This is a genomic window from Methylophilus sp. (assembly GCF_035460085.1).
GTDB lineage: Bacteria > Pseudomonadota > Gammaproteobacteria > Burkholderiales > Methylophilaceae > Methylophilus.
In genome coordinates this window covers 19,288-41,162 of sequence record NZ_DATHWZ010000025.1, presented here as the reverse complement: position 1 = coordinate 41,162, position 21,875 = coordinate 19,288, and the positions used below count along the sequence as shown (strand labels likewise).

Annotated in this window: 21 protein-coding genes; 6 read left to right on the top strand and 15 right to left on the bottom strand. The window is 49.9% G+C overall.

The genetic code is table 11. The features are described 5' to 3' along the window. Window positions 1-3 precede the first annotated feature (3 nt). The gene (locus tag VK958_RS04465) at window positions 4-876 is read right to left on the bottom strand and encodes a DUF3034 family protein (RefSeq protein WP_325239322.1); all 873 of its coding nucleotides are present in this window, start codon (window positions 874-876) and stop codon (window positions 4-6) included. Window positions 877-1,036: 160 nt separating this feature from the next. Between VK958_RS04465 and VK958_RS04460 the strand changes: the two genes are divergently transcribed. The 5 genes from VK958_RS04460 (at window position 1,037) to VK958_RS04440 (ending at window position 6,316) form a co-directional block, all read left to right on the top strand. Then, window positions 1,037-1,459: a group I truncated hemoglobin gene (locus VK958_RS04460; protein ID WP_325239320.1), complete on the top strand. Its 423-nt coding sequence runs from the start codon at window positions 1,037-1,039 to the stop codon at window positions 1,457-1,459. 16 nt (window positions 1,460-1,475) lie between these two features. Next, window positions 1,476-2,054: a methylamine utilization protein gene (locus tag VK958_RS04455; protein WP_325239318.1), complete on the top strand. Its 579-nt coding sequence runs from the start codon at window positions 1,476-1,478 to the stop codon at window positions 2,052-2,054. A gap of 12 nt (window positions 2,055-2,066) precedes the next feature. Further along, window positions 2,067-4,490 carry a bifunctional diguanylate cyclase/phosphodiesterase gene (locus VK958_RS04450; protein ID WP_325239316.1) on the top strand — a complete coding sequence of 808 codons (2,424 nt, stop codon included), beginning with the start codon at window positions 2,067-2,069 and terminating at the stop codon, window positions 4,488-4,490. Window positions 4,491-4,712: 222 nt separating this feature from the next. Then, window positions 4,713-5,165 carry a MarR family winged helix-turn-helix transcriptional regulator gene (locus tag VK958_RS04445; protein WP_325239314.1) on the top strand — a complete coding sequence of 151 codons (453 nt, stop codon included), beginning with the start codon at window positions 4,713-4,715 and terminating at the stop codon, window positions 5,163-5,165. 158 nt (window positions 5,166-5,323) lie between these two features. Further along, entirely contained in the window at window positions 5,324-6,316 is a 993-nt protein-coding gene (locus VK958_RS04440; RefSeq protein WP_325239313.1) for a catalase family peroxidase, read from the top strand. Between the two features lie 57 nt (window positions 6,317-6,373). Here VK958_RS04440 and msrB read toward each other — a convergent pair whose 3' ends face one another. Continuing rightward, on the bottom strand, window positions 6,374-6,823 hold the full coding sequence (gene msrB / locus VK958_RS04435) for a peptide-methionine (R)-S-oxide reductase MsrB (protein WP_414683842.1): 450 nt from the start codon (window positions 6,821-6,823) through the stop codon (window positions 6,374-6,376). A gap of 176 nt (window positions 6,824-6,999) precedes the next feature. Here msrB and VK958_RS04430 point away from each other — a divergent pair, with 176 nt between their 5' ends. Continuing rightward, window positions 7,000-7,923 carry a bestrophin family protein gene (locus VK958_RS04430; protein WP_325239311.1) on the top strand — a complete coding sequence of 308 codons (924 nt, stop codon included), beginning with the start codon at window positions 7,000-7,002 and terminating at the stop codon, window positions 7,921-7,923. 23 nt (window positions 7,924-7,946) lie between these two features. Here VK958_RS04430 and VK958_RS04425 read toward each other — a convergent pair whose 3' ends face one another. From VK958_RS04425 to VK958_RS04365, 13 genes are all read right to left on the bottom strand, one after another. After that, window positions 7,947-9,221 carry a D-amino acid dehydrogenase gene (locus VK958_RS04425; RefSeq protein WP_325239310.1) on the bottom strand — a complete coding sequence of 425 codons (1,275 nt, stop codon included), beginning with the start codon at window positions 9,219-9,221 and terminating at the stop codon, window positions 7,947-7,949. Window positions 9,222-9,515: 294 nt separating this feature from the next. Next, window positions 9,516-10,466, bottom strand: a complete 951-nt coding sequence (gshB, locus tag VK958_RS04420) for a glutathione synthase (protein WP_325239308.1) — start codon at window positions 10,464-10,466, stop codon at window positions 9,516-9,518. A 13-nt stretch (window positions 10,467-10,479) separates the two neighbouring features. Continuing rightward, entirely contained in the window at window positions 10,480-11,790 is a 1,311-nt protein-coding gene (gene gshA / locus VK958_RS04415) for a glutamate--cysteine ligase (protein WP_325239307.1), read from the bottom strand. A gap of 66 nt (window positions 11,791-11,856) precedes the next feature. Then, a complete protein-coding gene (lipA, locus tag VK958_RS04410; RefSeq protein WP_325239306.1) occupies window positions 11,857-12,834 on the bottom strand; it encodes a lipoyl synthase in 978 nt (325 codons plus the stop codon). Next, window positions 12,824-13,438 carry a lipoyl(octanoyl) transferase LipB gene (gene lipB / locus VK958_RS04405; protein ID WP_325239304.1) on the bottom strand — a complete coding sequence of 205 codons (615 nt, stop codon included), beginning with the start codon at window positions 13,436-13,438 and terminating at the stop codon, window positions 12,824-12,826. Before lipB ends, lipA begins: the two co-directional genes overlap by 11 nt. A 17-nt stretch (window positions 13,439-13,455) precedes the next feature. Then, entirely contained in the window at window positions 13,456-13,758 is a 303-nt protein-coding gene (locus tag VK958_RS04400; RefSeq protein WP_325239303.1) for an HP0495 family protein, read from the bottom strand. Between the two features lie 22 nt (window positions 13,759-13,780). Beyond that, a complete protein-coding gene (locus VK958_RS04395; RefSeq protein ID WP_325239359.1) occupies window positions 13,781-14,878 on the bottom strand; it encodes a D-alanyl-D-alanine carboxypeptidase family protein in 1,098 nt (365 codons plus the stop codon). Window positions 14,879-15,012: 134 nt separating this feature from the next. Next, window positions 15,013-16,068: a septal ring lytic transglycosylase RlpA family protein gene (locus VK958_RS04390; RefSeq protein ID WP_325239302.1), complete on the bottom strand. Its 1,056-nt coding sequence runs from the start codon at window positions 16,066-16,068 to the stop codon at window positions 15,013-15,015. A gap of 23 nt (window positions 16,069-16,091) precedes the next feature. After that, the gene (rodA, locus tag VK958_RS04385) at window positions 16,092-17,189 is read right to left on the bottom strand and encodes a rod shape-determining protein RodA (RefSeq protein WP_325239301.1); all 1,098 of its coding nucleotides are present in this window, start codon (window positions 17,187-17,189) and stop codon (window positions 16,092-16,094) included. Beyond that, on the bottom strand, window positions 17,182-19,113 hold the full coding sequence (gene mrdA / locus VK958_RS04380) for a penicillin-binding protein 2 (RefSeq protein ID WP_325239300.1): 1,932 nt from the start codon (window positions 19,111-19,113) through the stop codon (window positions 17,182-17,184). The genes rodA and mrdA overlap by 8 nt, the downstream gene beginning before the upstream one ends. Before the next feature lie 4 nt (window positions 19,114-19,117). Further along, window positions 19,118-19,594: a rod shape-determining protein MreD gene (gene mreD, locus VK958_RS04375; protein ID WP_325239299.1), complete on the bottom strand. Its 477-nt coding sequence runs from the start codon at window positions 19,592-19,594 to the stop codon at window positions 19,118-19,120. After that, a complete protein-coding gene (gene mreC / locus VK958_RS04370; protein ID WP_325239297.1) occupies window positions 19,591-20,724 on the bottom strand; it encodes a rod shape-determining protein MreC in 1,134 nt (377 codons plus the stop codon). Before mreC ends, mreD begins: the two co-directional genes overlap by 4 nt. Before the next feature lie 29 nt (window positions 20,725-20,753). Further along, window positions 20,754-21,797, bottom strand: coding sequence for a rod shape-determining protein (locus VK958_RS04365; protein ID WP_055830500.1), 1,044 nt, complete (start codon window positions 21,795-21,797; stop codon window positions 20,754-20,756). Between the last annotated feature and the right edge of the window lie 78 nt (window positions 21,798-21,875).

Genomic DNA, 21,875 nt, shown 5'->3' with positions numbered 1-21,875 from the left:
TCATTAATAGTTAAACTGGCCAGATAAATACCAGCCGGTCTGGTTCTCTTTGGTGGCAATCGTACCCAGGTCGATATACGCGCCCGTCACAGACACGTTTCTATGTGGGAACCAGGTCAGGAACACATCTTGCGCTTTCTTTTCTTCTACACCTGACAGATTGTCAGGTTTAAAGCGTAATTCAGTGCCCACCAGGAAAGTATCCGACAACATCACCGCAGCTGAGACAGCAGGGTAAATGCGATAACTGTCTCGTCTGTCGCCTCCAAAACCCAGCAAACCAAACTGGTTGGCTTTGGTCGCATGCAAGTTAGCATTCACTAGCAGGTTATAGCCATTGGCCGCGCCGAGAAATAACTTGCTGGCGGCTACGTAATAATCGACACCACTACGGTCTTTGGCGCCTAATGATTTGGGCACAACATTAAAGTCTTCGTTATATTTGTACTGAGCGCCGACTGAAATCTGCGGTAGCAAACTGTCCTGGTCATAAATAGCATCGCCAATCAGGCGCAATTTAACGCCTAGTGTGTTCAGGCGGATTTCCTTACCTGGTACAGTATCACCCAAGCCAAATCTGGTTTGCGTTGCGCTGACTTCCACGCGGTTCTTAAAGCCTAACGAAATGCCGGCAGAATTCAACTTGTAGTCCGCTTTGGTTTCAGCATGTGTGTAAAAAGCAGATCCGCCAATTTGACCGTCAGTCCCGTAACCGCTGATCACTGCCCAAGGCATTAATCCGCCGCCGGCCGCGCCTTCGACCTGGGTCACACCACCGGTGGCCAGCAGGCGGTCGCCCGCGGTTGCTGAGGAAGAAAACGCCGCCAAGGCCAGTAAAACAGACAATGCGGATGAAATAGATTTCACTGTAAACATCACAATCTCTTTTAAGGATTATTCGATTTACGCATTATCTAGTTTTTGCGATAAATATAATTGCATGAAAAAAGACGGGATTATGGTTGTGCTTGCAATATAAATCCATGAGCCGCAATGTAAGATGTGATAGTTGACTGAAAGAATAAGGGAAAAAGAAATGCGATATTTTGTGATCGCCATGACGATATTGTTATGTGCAGGGTGCATGATGCAAACCAAGCCTGAAGCGACATTGTTTCAGCGCATTGGCGGCCTGCCGATGTTAAGCAGGTTGTCTAACCAGACCCTGGATATCGTCAGTAAAGACCCGCGTACCAGCCGCTCGTTTGAGGGCGTAAAAATGAAAACCTTGAAAGAAAGTGTCACTAATTTTCTGTGCGTGAAAACCGGTGGGAATTGTGTGTATGAAGGTGAGACGATGAAGAAGGCGCATGCAGATTTGCATAATACGGTTGCGGAATTTGAGATTATGGTGGATGTATTGCGGGAGCGCATGGATGCGAATGGCGTAGGTACTAAAGAAAAGAATGAGTTGCTGAAAATATTGGCACCGATGAAATACGATGTCGTCCCTAATTAGAGTGAAGAAAGAGCGCATGTTGACGATAATAAAGCGTACGCTGTTTGCAATCGCGATGACATTTTTTGGCATTGCCCATGCAGATGTCACTGTCATTGTTTCGAATGCAGCAGGTATTCCGGTGGCCGATGCGGTAGTGGCTTTTTATGATGGCAAAACGCCTGTCAGCAACCCAAATGCCAAGGGTAAAATTGTGCAAAAGAACAAGATGTTCAATCCAAAAGTGACGGTAGTGCAAACCGGCACCAGCATCAATTTTCCTAACGAAGACAGCTTCAGGCACCATGTCTATTCATTCTCACCAGCCAAAAAGTTTGAGCTTAAACTTTACTCCGGCGTGCCGACTGACCCGGTACTGTTCAACCAGGCCGGTTTGGTGACCCTGGGGTGCAACATTCACGATTCTATGGTAGGGTACATATACATTGTAGATACACCATTTTTCGCTAAAACGGATGATAAAGGCCGCGCAGTCGTCAAGCTGGCTGAAGGCCAATATACTTATCAGGTATGGGCGCCTGGCGTGAACAAACCAGCTACCGAGCAAAAAGTTAATATTGAGGGTGCTACAGAAGTTAAAGTGTCCATTCCATAAAAATAAACCTGAATGATCCAGTTCAAACATATTCGCTCTCGAATAGCGTTTACCTTTCTCTCTGTCGTAGTCGCTATTCAGTTAGCCGGCCTCCTACCGCTAAAGTATGCATTAATCAAACATGCTAACCAGCTTGCCGAGGAGCAGATGAATGTCGGTGAGCGTGTATTTGTTAACCTGCTGCAACACAACACACAAAGCCTGAAACAAGCCACCCAGGTATTGGCAGCTGACTTTGGCTTTCGCGATGCCGTGGCCAGTAATGATGCCGAGACCATCAAGTCTGCGCTGGAAAGCTATCAGGGCCGTATTCATGCGCAAGTGGCTTATTACATCAGCAATAGCGAAGAGCTGGTGATAGGGACGGTCGATGGCAATTTTGAAAACGATGCCAGAGAAGATGTGCGGCAGGCGATCTCGCAAAACCAGAATGGCACATTGAAGTTTGATATTGTCGATGGCAAGCCGTATCAGCTGATTACGGTGCCGGTGAAAGCCCCGGATGTGATTGGCTGGATTGTCATGGGGTTTGCCGTGGATGGCCGCTTAGCTGACCAGATCAAGCAGCTGACACATCTTGATGTGGCCTTTCTGCAAAAAACCGCACAGCGTGACTGGCAACTAACGAGTGGCACTGGCACCAATCGACTCTCTAATGTGCTGGTCAAAACCGTTTCAGATGTTTATCACCAGAAATTGTCGCTGCATAAAGTTGATCTACAAGGTCAAACCTATCACCTGAAAATCCGTTCCTTACACGAAACCAAAGACGAAGTGTTGCTGGTGGTCCTGCAAGGATCAGTCGCACCTTTCACACATGACCTGAATGAATTATTTCAAAGCATGGTGGTGCTGACTTTTGTCGGCGTGCTGATTTTCGCCGCCTTGATCTCGTATGTGTCGCGCAAAACAACGGAGCCGATTGCCGAGCTGGTAAAAAATGCGGATGAAATCGCCATGGGTAACTATGAAAAAGAAATCCATATAAATAGCACTGATGAAGTCGGCTATCTGGGCAAGGCGCTCAACAGTATGCGTGAAGCGGTGTTGCAGCGTACGCTACGTATTCAACGCTTGGCGTTTAACGATGAGTTGACTGGTCTCTCGAACCGGCTGGCATTCACCCAAGGGCTAAGCCAATCAATCATCCGACATGCAGAAACACAGCAATCGCTCAGCGTGATTGTCATTAACATCCATCGATTCAAGCCCATCAATAAAACGCTGGGCAGGGATTTTGGTGATGATTTATTGCGACATGTCGGCCAGGTCTTGAAGCAAAACGTATTTTCCGAGGATGATGTGGTTGCCCGCTTGGACGCAGATGGTTTTGCCGTGTTACTACAACACACTGACCAAGCCAAAGCGACCAAGTATGCCGAAAAAATTAACCGTATCTTCGATATGCCAGTGAATGTGCAAGGTCAGGCGATTGATGTGCGTATTGCAATAGGTATTGCGCTTTACCCGGAGCATGGCGTCAGTGAAGAGGCATTACTTAACCATGCCGAAACTGCCCTGCATGAATCCAAAATCAAGAAAGCAGACTGGATCGTATATAACACGGCACTTGAGATAGACCAATCGGAAACCTTAACCCTGATTTCCGATTTGAAAGAAGCCATCCAGAAAGATCAGTTATTGCTGTATATCCAACCAAAAATAGATGTGAAAACCCGCAAGACCTTGGGTGGTGAAGCGCTGATCCGGTGGGTGCATCCGGAAAAAGGCATGATTTTCCCTGACCAGTTTATTCCGTTTGCCGAACAAACCGGCATTATCAGTGAAATTACCAACTGGATGCTGCAACGCGCCTGCCAGGTGCTGGCCGATTATCGTAGCCAGGGCTTGTACATGAGTCTGGCGGTGAATTTATCCACGCGTGACCTGAACAATATGCAGTTGCCAGAGCAAATAGAAGCCTTGCTAAAAACACATAGATTGGATGCAAAAGCCCTTAAACTGGAGATCACGGAAGGCAGCTTGATGCAGGACCCAGAGCGTGCCGAAACGGTGGTCAGGAAGCTGGCAATGATGGGCCTGCACCTGGCAATCGATGACTTTGGGACGGGTTATTCGTCATTGGCTTACTTAAGGCAATTACCTGTGCAAGAGCTTAAGATTGACCGCTCGTTTGTCATGTTCATGGACAAAAACGCGGGGGATGCCAGTATCGTCAAATCCACCATTGACCTGGCCCATAACCTTGGGCTCACCGTGGTGGCTGAAGGCATCGAGAACGAAGAAGTGCTCGCTCAGTTAGCCAAACTGGGTTGTAATGAAGGGCAGGGGTATTTTATTGGCAAGCCCATGCCTGAAAAAGATTTTTCAATCTGGCTGGAGCGCTGGGAAGGGCAGAATGAGATTGATATCGATATTGGCGATGACCTGTCATTTGCCATTAATCCGCTGGACGGATTTAATCCTCCTGCCTGACAGCGATAAATTTCGCTAATCATTGCCATAAAAACATTCAACTTTCCTTAGCGGCTGATTGGTCTTACCATGCATTTCATATGCTTAAAAAGGAGATTGAAATGAGCAAAATCAGAATGCACAAAAAGGGCAATTTTATGATCCAGACACTATTGGACTATTTCAGAAAATAATTTATTTATTTTATTGCTATTTAATAGCGCGCTATTTATAATGTTTTTCATGAGTAGCACATCAGCAGGCAAAACCCCGATTTTAAATGAGCAGTTATGCTTTGCTGTCTATTCCTTATCGCTGGCAATCAACAAAGCATACCGGCCTTTATTGAAAAAGCTGGGGCTAACTTATTCACAATATCTCGTGATGCTGGTCTTATGGGAAGGTGACCAGCGTACGGTGAGTGATATTGGCGAACAACTATTTCTGGATTCGGCAACCTTGACGCCCTTATTAAAGCGACTGGAATCTGCTGAGTTATTGCAGAGAGTGCGTTCAAGTAAAGATGAGAGGCAAGTCATTATTTGCCTAACCGATAGTGGACGCAGTTTGCGTGAGCAGACATCAGATATTATGGATGAGATGTTATGCGCCATGGGCTGTCCGGTTGACGAACTTGTGTCGCTGCGCGACAGAATGAAAGTGTTACGTAACCACTTAATTCAGCATGCAGAATAAAGAAAAGGTTGAAAAAGTTTTTTAGTAGTTGGGTTGTTTTGCATTTTTTTTGTCATAAATATAGTGTGCTATTTAATTTTGCGTTATATGTTAATTTTGCGTTATTTGTTTTACGGTATTAATTTTTTTGCTTATTTACAGATTGAAAGGACATCATCATGAAAATAAAAATACTGATCAGCATGCTAACAGCGGCTTCCATGATCACTGTAACTTCTGCTATGGCAGAGGAAAAGCCGGTGACCGAGCAACTGGTGGATACCTTGACCACCCTCTCGGGCGGTCCACATGCAGGATTCCGCTCTAACCATGCCAAGGGTGTGATGCTGGAAGGCTCTTTCCAGCCCTCCGCACAAGCCGCCAGCATCAGCAAGGCTGCACATCTGCAGAAAGCCGCTAGCCCAGTGCTGGTGCGTTTCTCAGACGCAACAGGCGTACCTAATATCCCGGATGCCAACGGCAATGCTTTCCCCAAAGGGATCGCTATCCGTTTTCAACTGCCAGATGGCTTAAGCACTGATATCGTGAGCATCTCGGTGAATAACTTTCCCGCGGCGACGCCAGAGGATTTTTTAGGTTTGCTCAATGCCGTGCGTGATTCACAAAATAGTACCGCCAAACCAAGCCCTGTAGAACAGTTCCTGGGTGCGCATCCGGCAGCGCTGAAATTTGTGACCACACCCAAGCCTGCACCGGTTAGTTTTGCAACGCAACCGTTCTTTGGTGTGAATGCCTTCAAATTCACTAATGCTGCTGGTCAGACTGTCTATGGTCGTTACCAGATTATTCCTGTGGCAGGTGCACAATATTTGACCAAGGAAGCTGCTGATGCCGCGGCGCCGGATTACCTGATGACCGATATCGCCGAGCGTGTGAAAGCAAACGCGGTGCAATACAAACTGCTACTACAAATTGCGGACAAAGGGGATGAAGTCAATAATGCGACGGTGCAATGGCCAGAAAGCCGCAAGATCGTTGAGTTAGGGACGTTGAGCCTGAAATCAGTGGTTGCGGATAGCAAGGCAAAAGAAAAAACGCTGATGTTTAATCCGTTGCAATTGACCGAAGGTATCGAAGCTAGCCAGGACCCTATCCTGCTGGCCCGCCCGACATCTTATGCGGTGAGCTTTGGCAGAAGACTGGGTAAATAAAGCTTGGCCTGATCAATTAAAAAAGCCTCGGTTGATGTGCATCAGCCGGGGCTTTTTTCAGCCACTGACAAAAGTGGTGGCTTTGCCATTAATACAGTAGCGCAAGCCACTTTCCGTCTTGCCATCGGGGAACACATGCCCCAGATGCGCATCACAGACATTACATTTCACTTCGATGCGTTGCATGCCATGGCTGCCATCCTCAATATAAGCAATCGCATTGGGCGTCAGCGGTTGGTCAAACGAGGGCCAACCTGAAGACGACTCAAATTTTTGCCCGGAATCAAACAGTTCCTGTTCACAGCAGGCACACGCATAACGGCCTGGTGTGAATGCTTCACACATCTCTGAAGAAAACGGGCGCTCGGTGGCGCTGAGGCGTGCGATAGTGAAGACATCTTCATCCAGTATTTCACGCCATTCACTGGCGGATTTACGCACTCTGTAATTAGGCTCAGGATTGCCTTCTCTGGCAAATTTGAGTACATCTTTCCATTTCAACATCATCAATCTCACTTCACTCAAGGTATGCACTGATAGTAATGAAAGTAGCCTGCGACAAAAAAGCGTTAAACCAACTGATTTCCATGCTTGTTTTGCCAATGTAATCGAGGCGCTGGCGGGTACACTTAATCCATCGAGTATACCATCACAGCAATAGTTCGATTTGCAGGAGAATCTCTTTGATCGTCAGACCCAGACCGCATTTGTTTGAACTGTTTTTTATTATCAAGGGCTCGATTGTGTTGAGAATCATGCCGCTGCTGATATTTGTGGCTACGCTCTCCACCCTCATCGTCTCCATTTATACCTTTAAACCAGGCTGGTTGCCCAAGTTTGATGGTGGCCCATTTGCCTTGCTGGGCATTACCTTATCCATTTTTCTGGCGTTCAGGAATAACGCCTGCTATGAGCGCTGGTGGGAAGCACGTAAAATCTGGGGCGAATTTGTGCTGACTTCCCGCAGTCTCGCCCGCTTGAGCCAGCTACTGGAAGAGTCCGAAGATGCTACCCGATCTCCACGTCGCATCTTGCTCGAATGTAATATCGCTTATGCACAAGCGTTGCTGGTGCAATTGAGGCCCACTAATCCCAGCCACAAAATTCGCACTTACCTACCGGAAGCGGTATTTCTGAAATATTCAAATAGCAAAAACCCCGCAGAAGCGATTCTGCGCGCGATGGAATGTGTGTTGATCGAGGCATTACATAGCGATCGCATCGACACTATCCAGTTCAACATGCTTGATGAGCTGGTACAAAAGCTGGCGCTGGTACAAGCCTCTTGCGAACGCATACAAAATACCCCGATTCCGTTTGGCTATACCTTGCTGTTGCACAGAACCGCTTATACTTTCTGCTTTCTGTTACCTTTTTGTTTTGCCAATACCCTCGGCTGGGCGACGCCTTTTGTCACCGCCCTGGCTGCGTATACCTTTTTCGGCCTGGATGCCCTGGGTAACGAGCTGGAAGAGCCGTTTGCCATGGGCGCGAATGCATTGCCTATCAGTGCACTGGCAGATGTGATTGAAATAGAAACCAAGGAAGCATTGGGCGATACAAATATTCCCCCATTACCTATCCCGAAAGATTTTGTGCTGATGTAGGCCTTTCACTGCACGAACATACTTTAAACAAAATAACGTGAATATTGCAGGTCCTGGGTTTCTATCGCTGGGGTTTGCTGCGCCATAAGATCTGCCAATATTTGGCCTGAACCGCAGGCCATGGTCCAACCAAGCGTGCCATGGCCAGTATTGAGCCAAACATTGGGGAAACGTGCATCCGCCTGCCCAATGATAGGTGTCCCATCAGGGGTCATGGGGCGTAGTCCTGTCCAGAACTCGGCTTGAGAAATATCACCCGCTTGCGGGAATAATCCATTCAAGACTTTTTCCAGTGTTTTCCGGCGGTGCGGGTTCAGCGTCAAGTCAAAGCCTGCCAATTCGGCCATGCCACCCACACGTATGCGTTGGTCAAAGCGGGTAATGGCGACTTTATATGTTTCATCCATGACGGTGGAAACCGGCGCGGCATCGGTGTTAATAATAGGGACGGTGAGGGAATAGCCCTTCACGGGATACACCGGCAAATTCAAACCCATCCCTTGCATCAGCCCGCGCGAATAACTGCCGAGGGCAACCACATAGTGATCTGCCTCCAAGGTTTCGATACCATTGCTGCTATTAATTTCCACGCCTTGCAACTGATTGTTCTGTGTGATCAGGCGATTGATGGTGATCCCTTGCCTGAATTTAACCCCGAGAGTCTGTGCGAGCGCAGCCAGGCGACTAGCAAACAACTGGCAATCGCCGGTTTCATCATCAGGTAAATGCAGACCGCCTAATAGCTGGTCTTTAACGTGAATTAAAGCAGGCTCAATCTGCGCGCAGCCAGCAGGGTCCACATGCTGAAAAGGCACACCCATTTCACTGAGCACTGCAATATCTTTAAATTCAACATCAAGCTGTTTTTGGGTACGAAACACTTGCAAGGTACCCCGGCTGCGCTGCTCATACTGGATGCCCGTGTCAGCACGCAACTCCCGCAGGCAATCGCGGCTATATTCCGCCAGCCGCACCATGCGGGATTTGTTCAGCGTGTAGCGTTCGAGTGAGCAGTTTTTGAGAAATTGAGACATCCATTGCAATTGCCATCGGCTTAAGTCCGGCCGCATGGAGAGCGGCGCATAGCGCTGAAACAACCATTGAAATGCTTTCAGCGGCACACCGGGGCCGGCCCACGGTGCAGAATAACCGGGTGAAATCTGTCCTGCATTAGCAAAACTGGTTTCCAGGCCGACTGCCGGTTGTCGATCAACCACAGTGACATCAAAGCCTTTTAATGCAAGGTAATAGGCGCTTGTCACACCAATCACACCGGAACCTAGCACTAACACTCGCATGGTTGACACTCCTGAAGCAGCAGTCGATGATATAACGCATTTATTTAAACCGTTTAGGCCATATTATCAAAGTTGATAAAGAAATAGCTTGGTTTGAGAAAAATGTTGATTGATTAATTCAAAAATAATCTTTATGAATTGCAGAAGCGATTCTGGGGTGACTTGCGACCTACTCAGAGGTTTATCAGATCGTAAATGGCGACGTTATTTTGAAATAACGGAGTTTGTGGTTGGAAGAGGCTAGGTGATAAAGGATAAAAAGCGTCCGGACCGCAAGCGCCTTTAGGATTACTTTTAACTTGCGACCACTTTCTCTAACGCCTTCACCATTACTTGCGCGGGGTCACAAGGCGTAGCCCATTCTTTTGATTGTGCAGCAATTTCCACCATGCCGGTAGGGCTGGTGACGTTCACTTCGGTTAAATAATCTCCAATCACATCCAGCCCAACTAAAAACAGGCCGTGTTGTTTGAGGGCTTTACCAACTGTTTCCGCAATTTCCAGGTCGCGAGCGCTTAATGGTTGTGCAACGCCTTTACCACCAGCCGCCAGGTTGCCGCGGGTTTCACCTGCTTTCGGGATACGCGCAAGCGCGTAAGGCAATGGCTCGCCATTGATGATCAGGATGCGTTTATCGCCTTTAAGGATCTCCGGGATATAGCGCTGCACCATGATAGTTTGGGTTTGAAATTGGGTGAGTGTTTCCAGGATGGCGAAGATGTTGGGGTCATCTTTTCGCAAACGGAAAATGCCGCTGCCGCCCATGCCATCCAGCGGTTTGACGATGATATCGTCATGCTCTGCCAGAAAAGCCAGTATCTTTTCCCGCTGGCTGGTGACGATAAAAGGCGGCGCAAATTGTGGAAAGCGTGCTACTGATAGTTTCTCGTTCCAGCCGCGTATAGATGCGGGATCATTGATGATGCGTGCACCTTGTTGCTGAGCGAGTTCCAGCAAATAGGTGCTGTATAAATATTCGTTGTCGAACGGCGGGTCTTTGCGCATCAATACTGCGTCAAAAGCAGTCGGGATATGTGTAGTCTTGTCACCGACTACCCAGCCACTACCCTCAAATGCAAAAGGCTGCGCATCGACCAGTGAAACTTCACGCTGCAAGTGCCAATCATGTTGTTCACATACCCATAACGCGTGCCCACGCGCATGCGCAGCACGCATGATGGCAAGACTGGTGTCTTTGTAAACAGTCAGGGTGCGGAGCGGGTCGAGTATAAACAGCAGTTTCATCGTGCGCCTTAGATTATGCGTTCAGTGGATCGTTTTCCTGCAGTTCCATCCCGGCTGCCAGCAATGCCAGGCGTGCGACCACACCATACGCATAGAAGCGGTTCGGTGGTGCATCTGGTGCGCCAGCACAGTCTGGCAGGGTACAGGGCTTTTCAAATGCCAGTGGCACAAATTGCATGCCGGGCGCATTGAGGTTTTCATCCACACCGCGGCTGGTGTGCACGCGGTAAAAGCCACCCACCACAAAGTGATCCATCATATAGACGACAGGTTCAGCGACGGCATCATTGATGTTTTCAAAGGTATATACCCCTTCCTGGATCATGACTTCGCTGACTTCCATACCTTCTTTGATCACAGACATTTTGTTGCGTGTTTTGCGATTGAGGTCACGCACTTCGTCGGCAGATTTCACACTCATAATACCCATGCCATAAGTGCCGGCATCGGCTTTTACAATCACAAACGGGGCATGGGTAATGCCGTATTCGTCATATTTAGCCTGGATTTTCTTAAGCATGGCATCAACTTTTTCGGCCAGTTGATCTTCACCCACGCGGTTATGGAAATCAATGCCGCTGGCGGTGTCAAAATAAGGGTTGAGCTGCCACGGGTCTACATCCAGCAGCTTGGCAAAGTTAGCTACCACTTTGTCATAAGCGGCAAAATGTTGCGATTTGCGGCGGGTAAACCAACCCGCATGTAAAGGTGGAATTAAAGTTTGCTCCAGGTTTTGCAGTATCTCCGGGACTCCACCTGATAAATCATTATTGAGCAGGATGGCACAGCTATCGAATGCCGGGTAATCGACACCTTCAAAAGATGCGGCATTGAGTTTCAGGCGATTTTTTTCGCGTACCAACGGTTCCAGAATCAAAGGCAGGCCATCGTGGGTTTCCAGCCTGGTCACTTCAGTGATCTCGGGTGACAGGCTGCCAACGCGCACCTCCATACCTGCCGATTTCAGAATATGACACAGTTCAACAACGTTACGCAGGTAGTAGGTATTCCGGGTATGGTTTTCCGGGATCAGCAACAATCTGCGGGCATCCGGACAGATCTTCTCCACCGCAACCTGGGCGGCATGCACCGATAAACTGAGAAATTCCGGGTTCAGGTTATTGAATCCGCCTGGAAACAAATTGGTATCTACCGGTGCGAGTTTGAAGCCCGAATTACGCAGATCCACACTGGCATAAAATGGCGCGGCGACTTCCTGCCATTGAGAACGAAACCAGTGCTCGATATCCGGCATGGCTTGTAAAATGCGTTTTTCCAGACTGTCCAACGGACCGCTTAAGGCGGTGGTTAAATGGGGAACCATATCTTGCTCCTGTGCGAATCTTCTTAGGCTGGGTTTTTCAAGTGTGAAGGCCAGCGGGCTTTTAATTTATGCTTCTTGGGCGATGACTGCATGGGCCTGCTGGTCGGCATGGTAGCTACTACGCACCATGGGGCCGCTGGCAGCATTGTCAAATCCCATCGCGTCTGCCTGTTCCTTAAACCAGGCAAAGGTATCAGGTGTCACGTATCGCAGCACTGGCAGGTGATGTACGCTGGGCTGCAAATACTGACCCAGCGTCAGCATGCTGACATTGTGCGCACGTAAATCACGCATGACTTCTATGATTTCTTCATCTGTTTCACCCAAGCCGAGCATCAGTCCCGATTTTGCCGGCACATGCGGGTACATCTCGCTGAATTGCTTGAGCAGGTTAAGAGAATGCTGGTAATCAGAGCCTGGACGTGCTTGTTTATACAGGCGCGGCACCGTTTCCAGGTTGTGATTCATCACATCAGGCGGTGCTTCACGCAGGATTTTTAAAGAGACATCGAGGCGGCCACGAAAATCAGGTACCAGGATTTCGATTTTAATCGTAGGAGATTGTGCACGGATGGCGCGGATACAATCGACAAAATGCTGGGCACCACCATCCGGTAAATCATCGCGGTCAACCGAAGTCACGACCACATAACGCAGCTTCATTTGCGCAATAGTACGCGCCAGATTTTCCGGTTCATTCGGGTCAGGCGGTAATGGTTTGCCGTGCGCCACATCGCAAAACGGGCAGCGACGCGTACAAATATCACCCAGGATCATAAAAGTGGCGGTGCCGCCACTGAAGCATTCACCAATGTTGGGGCAACTGGCTTCTTCACACACGGTGTGCAGGTTATTGTCGCGCAGTACCTGCTTGATTTCCTGGAAACGCGCGGAATCGGGCACTTTCATGCGTATCCATTCCGGTTTTCGCAACGTCGGCATGGGCACGATTTTAATCGGGATACGTGAGGTTTTTGCAGCGTCAATTTCTTTGACGCCAGCCACCTTTTTCGCCGGGCGTTCAGTTTGGCATTTATCTGACATGCGCCAGTTTCTCTTTCAATTTTTGGGTTAGCGCTGCCGCAATATCAGCCATGGCCAACGGAATCTTTAATTCTGTGGTTTGCGTCATTTGCATGCCGGCGTAGCCACAAGGGTCTATGTCGGCAAATGGTTGCAAATCCATATCAACATTTAAACTTAAGCCATGATAACAGCACTGATTTTTAAGGCGTAGCCCTAACGAGGCTATTTTTTTACCGTCAACATAGACACCCGGTGCATCGGCACGCGCTTCAGCGGCCACGCTGTGATCTGCCAGGAAGTCTATCAGGCTGTTTTCCAAGATGGAGACGAGTTGCCTGACATTCAAGTGGCTACGGGCCAGGTCGATCAGGCAGTAAATAATCAGCTGTCCGGGGCCGTGATAAGTGATTTTGCCGCCACGATCTACATTCAATACAGGGATGCTGTTATCAGGCAGCCTCACTCCGCGTCGATTAAGGCCCAACGTATAAACCGGCGGGTGTTCAGTCACCCACAGTTGGTCGCTAGAGTCGGCATTGCGTTGCGCGGTATAAGCCTGCATTTCGGCCAGGGTGACTGCATAGTCAGTCAGGCCCAGTTGGCGAATTTCCACGTCAGGCATGGGAATGTGGGTTGCGACTACAGCACGACCTTGACCATCGGGTGCGAGGTCAGGCTGCGATAGATTTCATCCAGTTGCGGTTTGGAAGTGACGTACACCAGGCAGGTAAGGCTCAGGTATTTACCATTGCTGCTGCCACGGATTTCGATCAGGTGCGTGTCAAATTCCGGTAAATGTGCCTGTATAGTGCGGGTAATCTCAGAAGTAAAGTCATCATGCGTCTCACCCATGACCTTGATAGGAAAGTCAGTCGGAAACTCAATCAGCGTTTCTTCTGCTGCCGGTATTTGTTCAGAAGGTGTCTGGTCTTGCTGGCTCATATGGTCACCTGCTTTGAAACGGTTATTGCAAATATAAACGCACTTGGTCAATCATGCGTGAAAAAATATTACTGGCTTCAACCGCCTGCATGGTCACCAATGGCACGCTGTGGACAACTTTGCCATTCAACGTAAATTCAATTTTTCCTACCGCTTGCTGGGCTTTCAGTGGCGCTTCCAGCGGTTTGGCGATACGCACATTGGCTTTCATGTTCGCGTATTCGCCTTGTGGAAGAGTCAGGTACACCGGTTTTGCCACAGTTAAATCTACTTCGCTTTCAGTGCCTTTCCAGACTTTCTGGCGGGTAATGGCTTTAGCAGCCGGATAAATCAGTTTAGATTCAAAAAACTGGAAGCCGAAGTTCAGCAGTTTCTGGCTTTCGGCAGCGCGTACATTGTCTGAAGTGGTGCCCAATACGACAGAGATCAGGCGGAAATCATTACGTTTGGCAGAAGAGATCAGGCAGTAGCCAGCAGATTCGGTATGCCCTGTTTTCATGCCATCGACGGTCGGGTCCAGGAACAGCAACCGGTTACGGTTAGGCTGGGTAATCTTGTTATAGGTGTAAGATTTTTGTGAGTATAAGCGCGCGTAATCTTGAGGGAAGTCGCGGATCAAGGCATTCGCAAGGATAGACAAATCACGCGCTGTCGTAGTGTGGGTCGGGTCAGGCAGGCCGGTTGAGTTGATGAAATGGCTGTTTTTCATGCCTAAAGCCGCGGCTTTCTTGTTCATCAGCGTGGCGAATAACTCTTCACTGCCGGCAATCCCTTCTGCCAGCGTGATCGCCGCATCGTTCCCCGACTGGATAATCAGGCCATGTAAAAGCTCATCCACCGTGACGGTCATGGTAGTGTCGATGAACATTTTAGACCCTTCGACTTTCCAGGCCTTATGGCTCACAGGCAATGTTTGTGTCAGTGCCAAACGCTTTTGTTTGACCGCTTCAAAGGTCAGGTAAGCGGTCATCACTTTGGTCAGTGATGCTGGCTCTACCGGCATGTCAGGATTATTCGCTGCCAGCAACCCGCCGGTATTGGCGTCACGTAGCACAAACGCTTTAGCCGCCAGGGTCGGCGAGGGTACATTCAGGGTGATGGCTTCAGCCGCCAGCGTGATAAATGGAAGTGAGAATAGAAAAGCAATGCAATAGCGCCACATGGTTAGTCACTTAACGAGATAAACAGTCAATGAGAAAAACCCCTTACGGGATACATAAATTCACGAAGAAGAACCTTCTCCTGAACAAACAATTACCGGGTAAAAATCAGTGCAGGTAACTGCAATTGGTCACGCATCTGACTGGCTGCCTGTGCTGCCAATGCGTGATCTGGATACGGCCCCAGTACAACCTGGAACAGCTTGCCATTATACACTTTGTTGAGCAGGGTTTGTGTCTCGGGGATGGCAGTGAAGATGCGTTTCTGCAAGCGGTCGGCATTTTCTTCCTGGCCAAAAGCGCCTACTTGTATATAAATACCATTGGCTTCCAGCCCGCTGGTAACGGTGCTTGCCGATGTAGGCGCACCTGCAGTTGCAGATGCGTTCGCCGAGGAAAGTGCGCTTGCTGATGAAGCGGTCCCCGTTGAAGAGGACGACACAATCTCTCTGGTGACTTGCACTGTGTCACTGGATGCCGGCGGGCTCGCTGACATTGTCGGGTCGATCAGTGAAATTTCTACCTGGCTGGAACCGTGCTGGATAATGTCCAGTTGCTTGGCTGCCGCGTAAGACAAATCAATGATACGTGGACGGCCGAATGGGCCGCGGTCATTTACCCTGACAATCAACGATTTGCGGTTGCTGAGATTAGTCACACGCGCATAACTCGGCAGAGGCAAGGTCTTGTGCGCCGCTGAAAGTTTGAACATATCATAGACTTCACCACTGGCTGTTTTGCGACCATGAAATTTTTTGCCATACCAGGAGGCATGCCCGGTCTCGGTAAACGGCGTGGCGATAGAAGACATCGGGGAAATGGTTTCGCCATTGACGATATAAGGCTTGGTCGTGGATTTGACGATAGGTTCCAGCCTGGGCGTCACTGTCGTTTCCAGTGGAGTATTCGGGTCTATGCCATCGGTTGCATTGCCTTGAAATTCCGGTTTTGGATCAATATTGATGATGCGCGGCCCCATGCCTGATGGTGCGGGAGATGACGATGCCGGTGGAGCTGGCCGCTCGATAGGCGTCGTTTTACTGGCAGGCGGTTGTGAGGGAGAGGTCTGGCGAGGGGGCATACTGCTGCTGCAGGCAGCCAGCAGGCTGGTTAACAACACAAGTGCGAGCAGGTTCAAATTAGAAAACATCTTATCCTCACAGATTGACTGCATTAGTCAGTCGCTACCAGTCGCTTATGCGATTGCACGCTCATTAATAATCCCAGGCTCAAGCCCAGGGTCAACAAAGAGGTACCGCCATAACTGACCAATGGCAGTGGAATACCGACTACCGGCAAAATACCGCTGACCATACCCATATTCACAAAACAATAAGTGAAGAAGGTGGCGGCAATACTGCCTGCCAGCAGGCGTGAAAACGTGTTTTTGGCTTGCGAGGCAATGATAAAGGCACGGCCGATGATAATCGTAAACAGTAGCAATAGCAGGCAGCAGCCTACCAGGCCAAATTCTTCGGCAAACACGGCAAAAATAAAGTCTGTGGTGCGTTCGGGCACAAAATCCAGCTGGGACTGGGTGCCGTTCAACCAGCCTTTGCCGGTCATGCCGCCAGAGCCAATCGCGATGGTCGCCTGGATGATATGATAGCCGGCTCCCAGTGGGTCCTGGCTAGGATCAATCAATATCTCCACCCGGCGCCGCTGGTAGTCATGCAACATGGACCACAAGATAGGCAGCGCGGCACCAAAAGCAATCGCGCTGCCAAAAATGAATTTCCAACTCAGGCCTGCCAGGAAAATCACAAAAAAACCAGAAGCAAATACCAGGGTAGAAGTGCCCAGGTCCGGCTGCTTGGCAATCAGTAATACCGGTACCATTAAAATCACGCCTGCCACCAGGTAATCGGCAGTGCGTAACATGGTTTCCCGCTTGGAAAAATACCATGAAAGCATGATAGGCACTGCCAGCTTCATTAACTCCGACGGCTGGATTTTGGTCACACCCAGGTTCAACCAGCGCCGCGCGCCGTGACTGATGTCACCCACCAAGGCGACAGCCAGCAGCAATGTAAGACCAAACAGATACACCGGCAGCGCGATACGTTCAATCAGTTGCGGTTGCGTGTTGGCCACCAGCAGCATGACGCCCATCATGATCATGATATTCACAATTTGCGCATTCACTTTGGTCAGTGACTGACCGGATGCGCTGTATAACACCATTAACGCCACCACCAGCACCATCAGCACGGTGGCGAGCAGGACAGAATCTATATGCCGTATAAAGCGGACGATCAATTGCCTAATCATGGGGCTCCTCTTCAACTTCTGGCGCATTGGGAATGGTGACTTCAGGCACCGCTGCGGCGGCGGGGTCGACTGGTACTTTGCCGAGCAAATAATAATCCATCACCTTGCGCGCAATCGGGCCTGCAGTGGAGCCACCATGGCTACCATTTTCAACAATCACCGCCACTGCGATTTTCGGGTCATCAGCCGGTGCATAGGAAATAAACCAGGCATGGTCGCGGTGCCGTTCGTTAATCAGTTTTTCGTTATATTTCTCATTTTGTTTGATGCCGACCACTTGAGCGGTACCGGTTTTAGCCGCGATCAGGTAGCCGGCATTGGCACCAATCGCCGCTGCTGTACCGCCTGGTTGCGTCACATCCATCATGCCGAGTTTGACGATTTCCAGATTATTGGCGCTTAAATTCAGCTGGTCGGCAATTTCATGCGGTAATAAACTGACCTGGTTGGTCTTGGAGTTGACAATCGCATTGACCAGGTGAGGCCGGATAGATTTGCCGCTGTTGGCCAGCATGGCGGTCGCACGTGCAAGCTGCATCGGGGTCACCAGCGTATAGCCTTGCCCGATACCGACAATGACAGTTTCACCCATATACCACGGCTGTTTAAAGCGCCTTTTTTTCCAGCCTGGCGTTGGTAGCAGACCTGAAAGTTCACCCTGGATATCAATATTGGTTTTTTCGCCAAAGCCGAAATGGCGCACAAAATCGGTCAGCCGGTCTATGCCCAGTTCCATCGCCAGGCCGTAAAAAAAGGTGTCGCACGATACGGTAATTGCCTTGCGCATATCCACCGCGCCGTGGCCGGATGGTTTCCAGTCACGATACCGGTGACGGCTGTTTGGCAGCATGAAATAACCGGGGTCACTGATGGCAAAAGGCGGCTGGCGCTTGCCGGACTCTAATCCTGCCAGTGCCACAAATGGCTTGAAGGTTGAGCCTGGCGGGTAAATGCCTTTCAGGCTGCGGTTGATCAGCGGTTTGTCCAGTGAATTATTCAGCAGGTTCCAGTTGTCGTAATCTATGCCATCCACAAACAGGTTGGCATCAAATGACGGCATACTTGCCATCGCAAGCACTTCGCCGGTTTTGGGTTGAATGGCAACCAATGCGCCACGCCTGCCGGCAAATTCATGTTCGGCGATTTCCTGCAATTTGGCGTCCATGGATAGCACGATATTGTTACCAGAAGTGGGCGATGCGCTGGAAAGCACACGTACCGCGCGACCATCTGCATCAATTTCCACCTGCTGGAAACCGGTGATGCCATGCAGTTGCTCTTCGTAAGCCTGCTCGACTCCGGCTTTACCAATATGCTCGGTGCCTTTGTAATTGGAAAGCTGGCTGTTTTCTTTCAGCTGTTTCAGGTCGTTCTCATTGATTCGGCTGATATAGCCAATCGCATGCGTGCCCAGCGTGCCATAAGGGTAGTGCCTGAACAGCCGTGACTTTAATTCTACGCCCGGAAAGCGGAAGCGGTTCACTGCAAATTTAGCCGCTTCGTATTCGTTCAGGTGGGTGCGGATCGGGATGCTTTCAAAGGTGTGGCTTTGGCTGCGCAGTTTCTTAAAGCGTTTGAGGTCAGTCGGCGAGATTTCTACCAGTCGGCCTAATTCGTCAATAGTGTCCTGCAAGTCGTCGGTTTTGGATGGTGTGATTTCCAGCGTATACACAAAAAAGTTATGCGCCAGGATGATGCCATTACGGTCAGAAATCAGGCCACGGTTAGGGGTGATGGGGACAATAGAAATACGGTTATTTTCCGCCAGCGTCTGGTAGTAGTCATAGCGGAAAATCTGCAGAAAATAAAAGCGGCCGGCTAAAGCCGAAAAAGCGGCAATCACCGCTAATACCAGGAAAACCAGTCGAACCCGGAACTTGTGTTGTTCGTTCTGGTGGTTCTTGAGTTCGGTGCTATACCCCATGCGCTTATAACTTTTTCGGGCGCGACAATTCGCCAAACCACATGATCATGATTTGCCACAGGATCAGGTCGGAAATGATCGGCAAGCCATAGGTCCAGTCGGGCAATTCGCTGCCTGCGAACAGTTTCAGTAGCATGATCAATATGCGCTGCATGCCGAACAGGAATATCAGGTAGAGGTACAACTGCCAGCGGTTAAACAACACCAGGCGGCGCTGGTAAATTAAACCAAGAAAAGCAGTAATCGAAAAAGAAAGCGCGTGCTGGCCAAGCAGGCTGCCTGTAGCCAGGTCTACAAGTAACCCTGCAAACCACACCCAGCCGATATTGCAGTGATAAGGCGCCTGTAACAGCCAGTAAAGCGCAATCACCAGCAGAAAGTCCGGGCGGATAATGATGCCGGAGTTAGACCACGGATATAGCTGGAACACCAGGCCGACCAGCAAGGTGAAAAAGAAAGTGCTGAATTTAACCGGCTTCATGGACGCTCCGTTGCGGTAGGCGTTTGGTTGTTGGCCGGGGCTGCGTTATTAGGTTGAGCAATCCCTGGTTGAGTGCCTGCTGGCGGCGGCACTGTAGTCGCAGCTGCCGGGTCGCTATCGGTAGACTCCAGGCTTGGTAGTTCTGTGGCCGGGTGCGGGTCGACCGCAGCATTATTTTTTTGCAGCACATCGACTACCGATTGGTCCAGGTGTTGCGCGTTATTGCGTGGTAACACCGGTTTGTTATCAGTCACCGGATTGACAGTTGGTGATTCCGGGATTTTCAGAATCAGCACATGCTTATGGTTGTTGACGCCGGCGATAGGGCGGCTGACGATTTTGGCAAATGGTGAGTCCTGGCTTTGTTTGATTTGCGTGACCACAGCTACCGCTAATCCGGCTGGATAAACACCATCGATCCCTGAGGTGACAAGTTTGTCGCCGACTTTGATATCCACACTAGTAGGCAAGTACGGAATGTCCAATGTATTGCGCTTACCTTCCCCGAAAGCAATCGCACGTAATTGATTACGCTCGATCTGGATAGGGATGGATAATTTTTTATCGGTGATCAGCGTGACTTCACTGGTGAACGGATAAACACGGGTGATCTGGCCAACCACGCCTTGCTCATCCACCACTGCCTGGCCTGGCGTGATGTCGTGGCGGCTGCCGCGGTTCAGTGTGATGATATTGCTGAACGGGTCGCGCCCCATATGCATGACTTCACCCAGTGTCGCTTTGGGGATAATGGGCGCATCACCAGCCAGCAGTGTACGTAAATGCACATTCTCGGCATCCACAGTCGCCAGCCGTTGCAGCGCGGCATTATCAATCAGGCCCTGTTGCTTCAGCTTGAAGTTTTCCTGGATCAATTGATTGTGCGAGGTGAAGTAGGTGTTGATGTTGCGCCCCCACTCATTCGGGGCGCTGGCGACGATTTCCAGAGGATGCAAGGCAGCACTGAACCATTGGCGCACCTGGCTCAGGTATTCAAAGCGCGCATCGATGGCCATCATGACCAAAGACAGTGCGCAAAAAAACATCAGGCGTGAAAAAGGCCGCGGCCCCTGGATAAAAAAGGCCGGGGATTCATGCGGATCAAGCTGTTGGTGTATGCCTTTGAGCATAATGAGGATATTGCCAGCCGGGCCTTACATTATTCACTGGCAAATACATTGCCCAGTTTGTCCATTTCTTCCAGTGCACGGCCACAACCACGGGCCACGCAAGTCAATGGGTCTTCAGCCACGATGACTGGCAAGCCGGTTTCTTCCACCAGTAAACGGTCCAGGTCACGCAGCAATGCGCCACCGCCGGTGAGCACCATGCCTTTTTCTGCAATATCTGCGCCCAGTTCCGGCGGCGTTTGTTCCAATGCGGATTTCACTGCGCCGACGATAGAGTTGAGTGGTTCAGTCAGGGCTTCGAGGATCTCGTTGCTGGAAATCGTGAATTTACGTGGCAAGCCTTCCGCCAGGTTACGGCCGGTCACTTCCATTTCCAGCACTTCTGAACCAGGGAATGCTGAACCGATTCTTTTCTTGATTGCTTCAGCGGTCGGCTCGGAAATCTGCATGCCGTAGTTGCGGCGGATGTAATCGATAATCGCCTGGTCAAACTTGTCGCCACCGACGCGTTCGGATTTCGCGTAAACGATACCACCTAATGAAATCACCCCGACTTCAGTCGTACCACCACCGATATCCACCACCATGGAGCCGGTCGCTTCAGCTACCGGCATATCCGCGCCAATCGCTGCTGCCATCGGCTCTTCAATCAGGAACACCTGTTTGGCACCGGCGCGCTCGGCAGATTCTTTGATCGCGCGGCGTTCTACCTGGGTGGAACCGACCGGCACACAGATGATGATGCGTGGGCTAGGTGAAAACCAGCGGGATTCGTGTACTTTACGGATAAAAAACTTGAGCATCTGCTCGGTGATGGTGAAGTCGGCAATCACGCCATCCTTCATCGGGCGGATCGCCTGGATGTTTGCCGGGGCACGTCCCAGCATGCTTTTCGCATCGGAGCCTACCGCCAGCAATACTTTTTTCCCATTCGGCCCGCCTTCGGTACGAATCGCCACCACAGAGGGTTCGTCCAGCACGACACCTTTGCCACGTACGTATATCAGCGTGTTGGCTGTGCCAAGGTCGATTGCGAGATCATTGGAGAAGTAGCTGTTGAGTGCACCGAACATGTTTTATCCTGTAAAATTCCGACTTTTGAAGCGCCAGCCGAGTGTGGCTTAAAATCAAGGTATAATAGCGCAAAACGC

Coding starts and splice junctions, on each gene's coding strand:
- VK958_RS04465 (WP_325239322.1), bottom strand. CDS start 876: ATGTTTACAGTGAAATCTATTTCATCCGCATTGTCTGTTTTACTGGCC.
- VK958_RS04460 (WP_325239320.1), top strand. CDS start 1,037: ATGCGATATTTTGTGATCGCCATGACGATATTGTTATGTGCAGGGTGC.
- VK958_RS04455 (WP_325239318.1), top strand. CDS start 1,476: ATGTTGACGATAATAAAGCGTACGCTGTTTGCAATCGCGATGACATTT.
- VK958_RS04450 (WP_325239316.1), top strand. CDS start 2,067: ATGATCCAGTTCAAACATATTCGCTCTCGAATAGCGTTTACCTTTCTC.
- VK958_RS04445 (WP_325239314.1), top strand. CDS start 4,713: ATGAGTAGCACATCAGCAGGCAAAACCCCGATTTTAAATGAGCAGTTA.
- VK958_RS04440 (WP_325239313.1), top strand. CDS start 5,324: ATGAAAATAAAAATACTGATCAGCATGCTAACAGCGGCTTCCATGATC.
- msrB (WP_414683842.1), bottom strand. CDS start 6,823: ATGATGTTGAAATGGAAAGATGTACTCAAATTTGCCAGAGAAGGCAAT.
- VK958_RS04425 (WP_325239310.1), bottom strand. CDS start 9,221: ATGCGAGTGTTAGTGCTAGGTTCCGGTGTGATTGGTGTGACAAGCGCC.
- gshB (WP_325239308.1), bottom strand. CDS start 10,466: ATGAAACTGCTGTTTATACTCGACCCGCTCCGCACCCTGACTGTTTAC.
- gshA (WP_325239307.1), bottom strand. CDS start 11,790: ATGGTTCCCCATTTAACCACCGCCTTAAGCGGTCCGTTGGACAGTCTG.
- lipA (WP_325239306.1), bottom strand. CDS start 12,834: ATGTCAGATAAATGCCAAACTGAACGCCCGGCGAAAAAGGTGGCTGGC.
- lipB (WP_325239304.1), bottom strand. CDS start 13,438: ATGCCTGACGTGGAAATTCGCCAACTGGGCCTGACTGACTATGCAGTC.
- VK958_RS04400 (WP_325239303.1), bottom strand. CDS start 13,758: ATGAGCCAGCAAGACCAGACACCTTCTGAACAAATACCGGCAGCAGAA.
- VK958_RS04390 (WP_325239302.1), bottom strand. CDS start 16,068: ATGTTTTCTAATTTGAACCTGCTCGCACTTGTGTTGTTAACCAGCCTG.
- rodA (WP_325239301.1), bottom strand. CDS start 17,189: ATGATTAGGCAATTGATCGTCCGCTTTATACGGCATATAGATTCTGTC.
- mrdA (WP_325239300.1), bottom strand. CDS start 19,113: ATGGGGTATAGCACCGAACTCAAGAACCACCAGAACGAACAACACAAG.
- mreD (WP_325239299.1), bottom strand. CDS start 19,594: ATGAAGCCGGTTAAATTCAGCACTTTCTTTTTCACCTTGCTGGTCGGC.
- mreC (WP_325239297.1), bottom strand. CDS start 20,724: ATGCTCAAAGGCATACACCAACAGCTTGATCCGCATGAATCCCCGGCC.
- VK958_RS04365 (WP_055830500.1), bottom strand. CDS start 21,797: ATGTTCGGTGCACTCAACAGCTACTTCTCCAATGATCTCGCAATCGAC.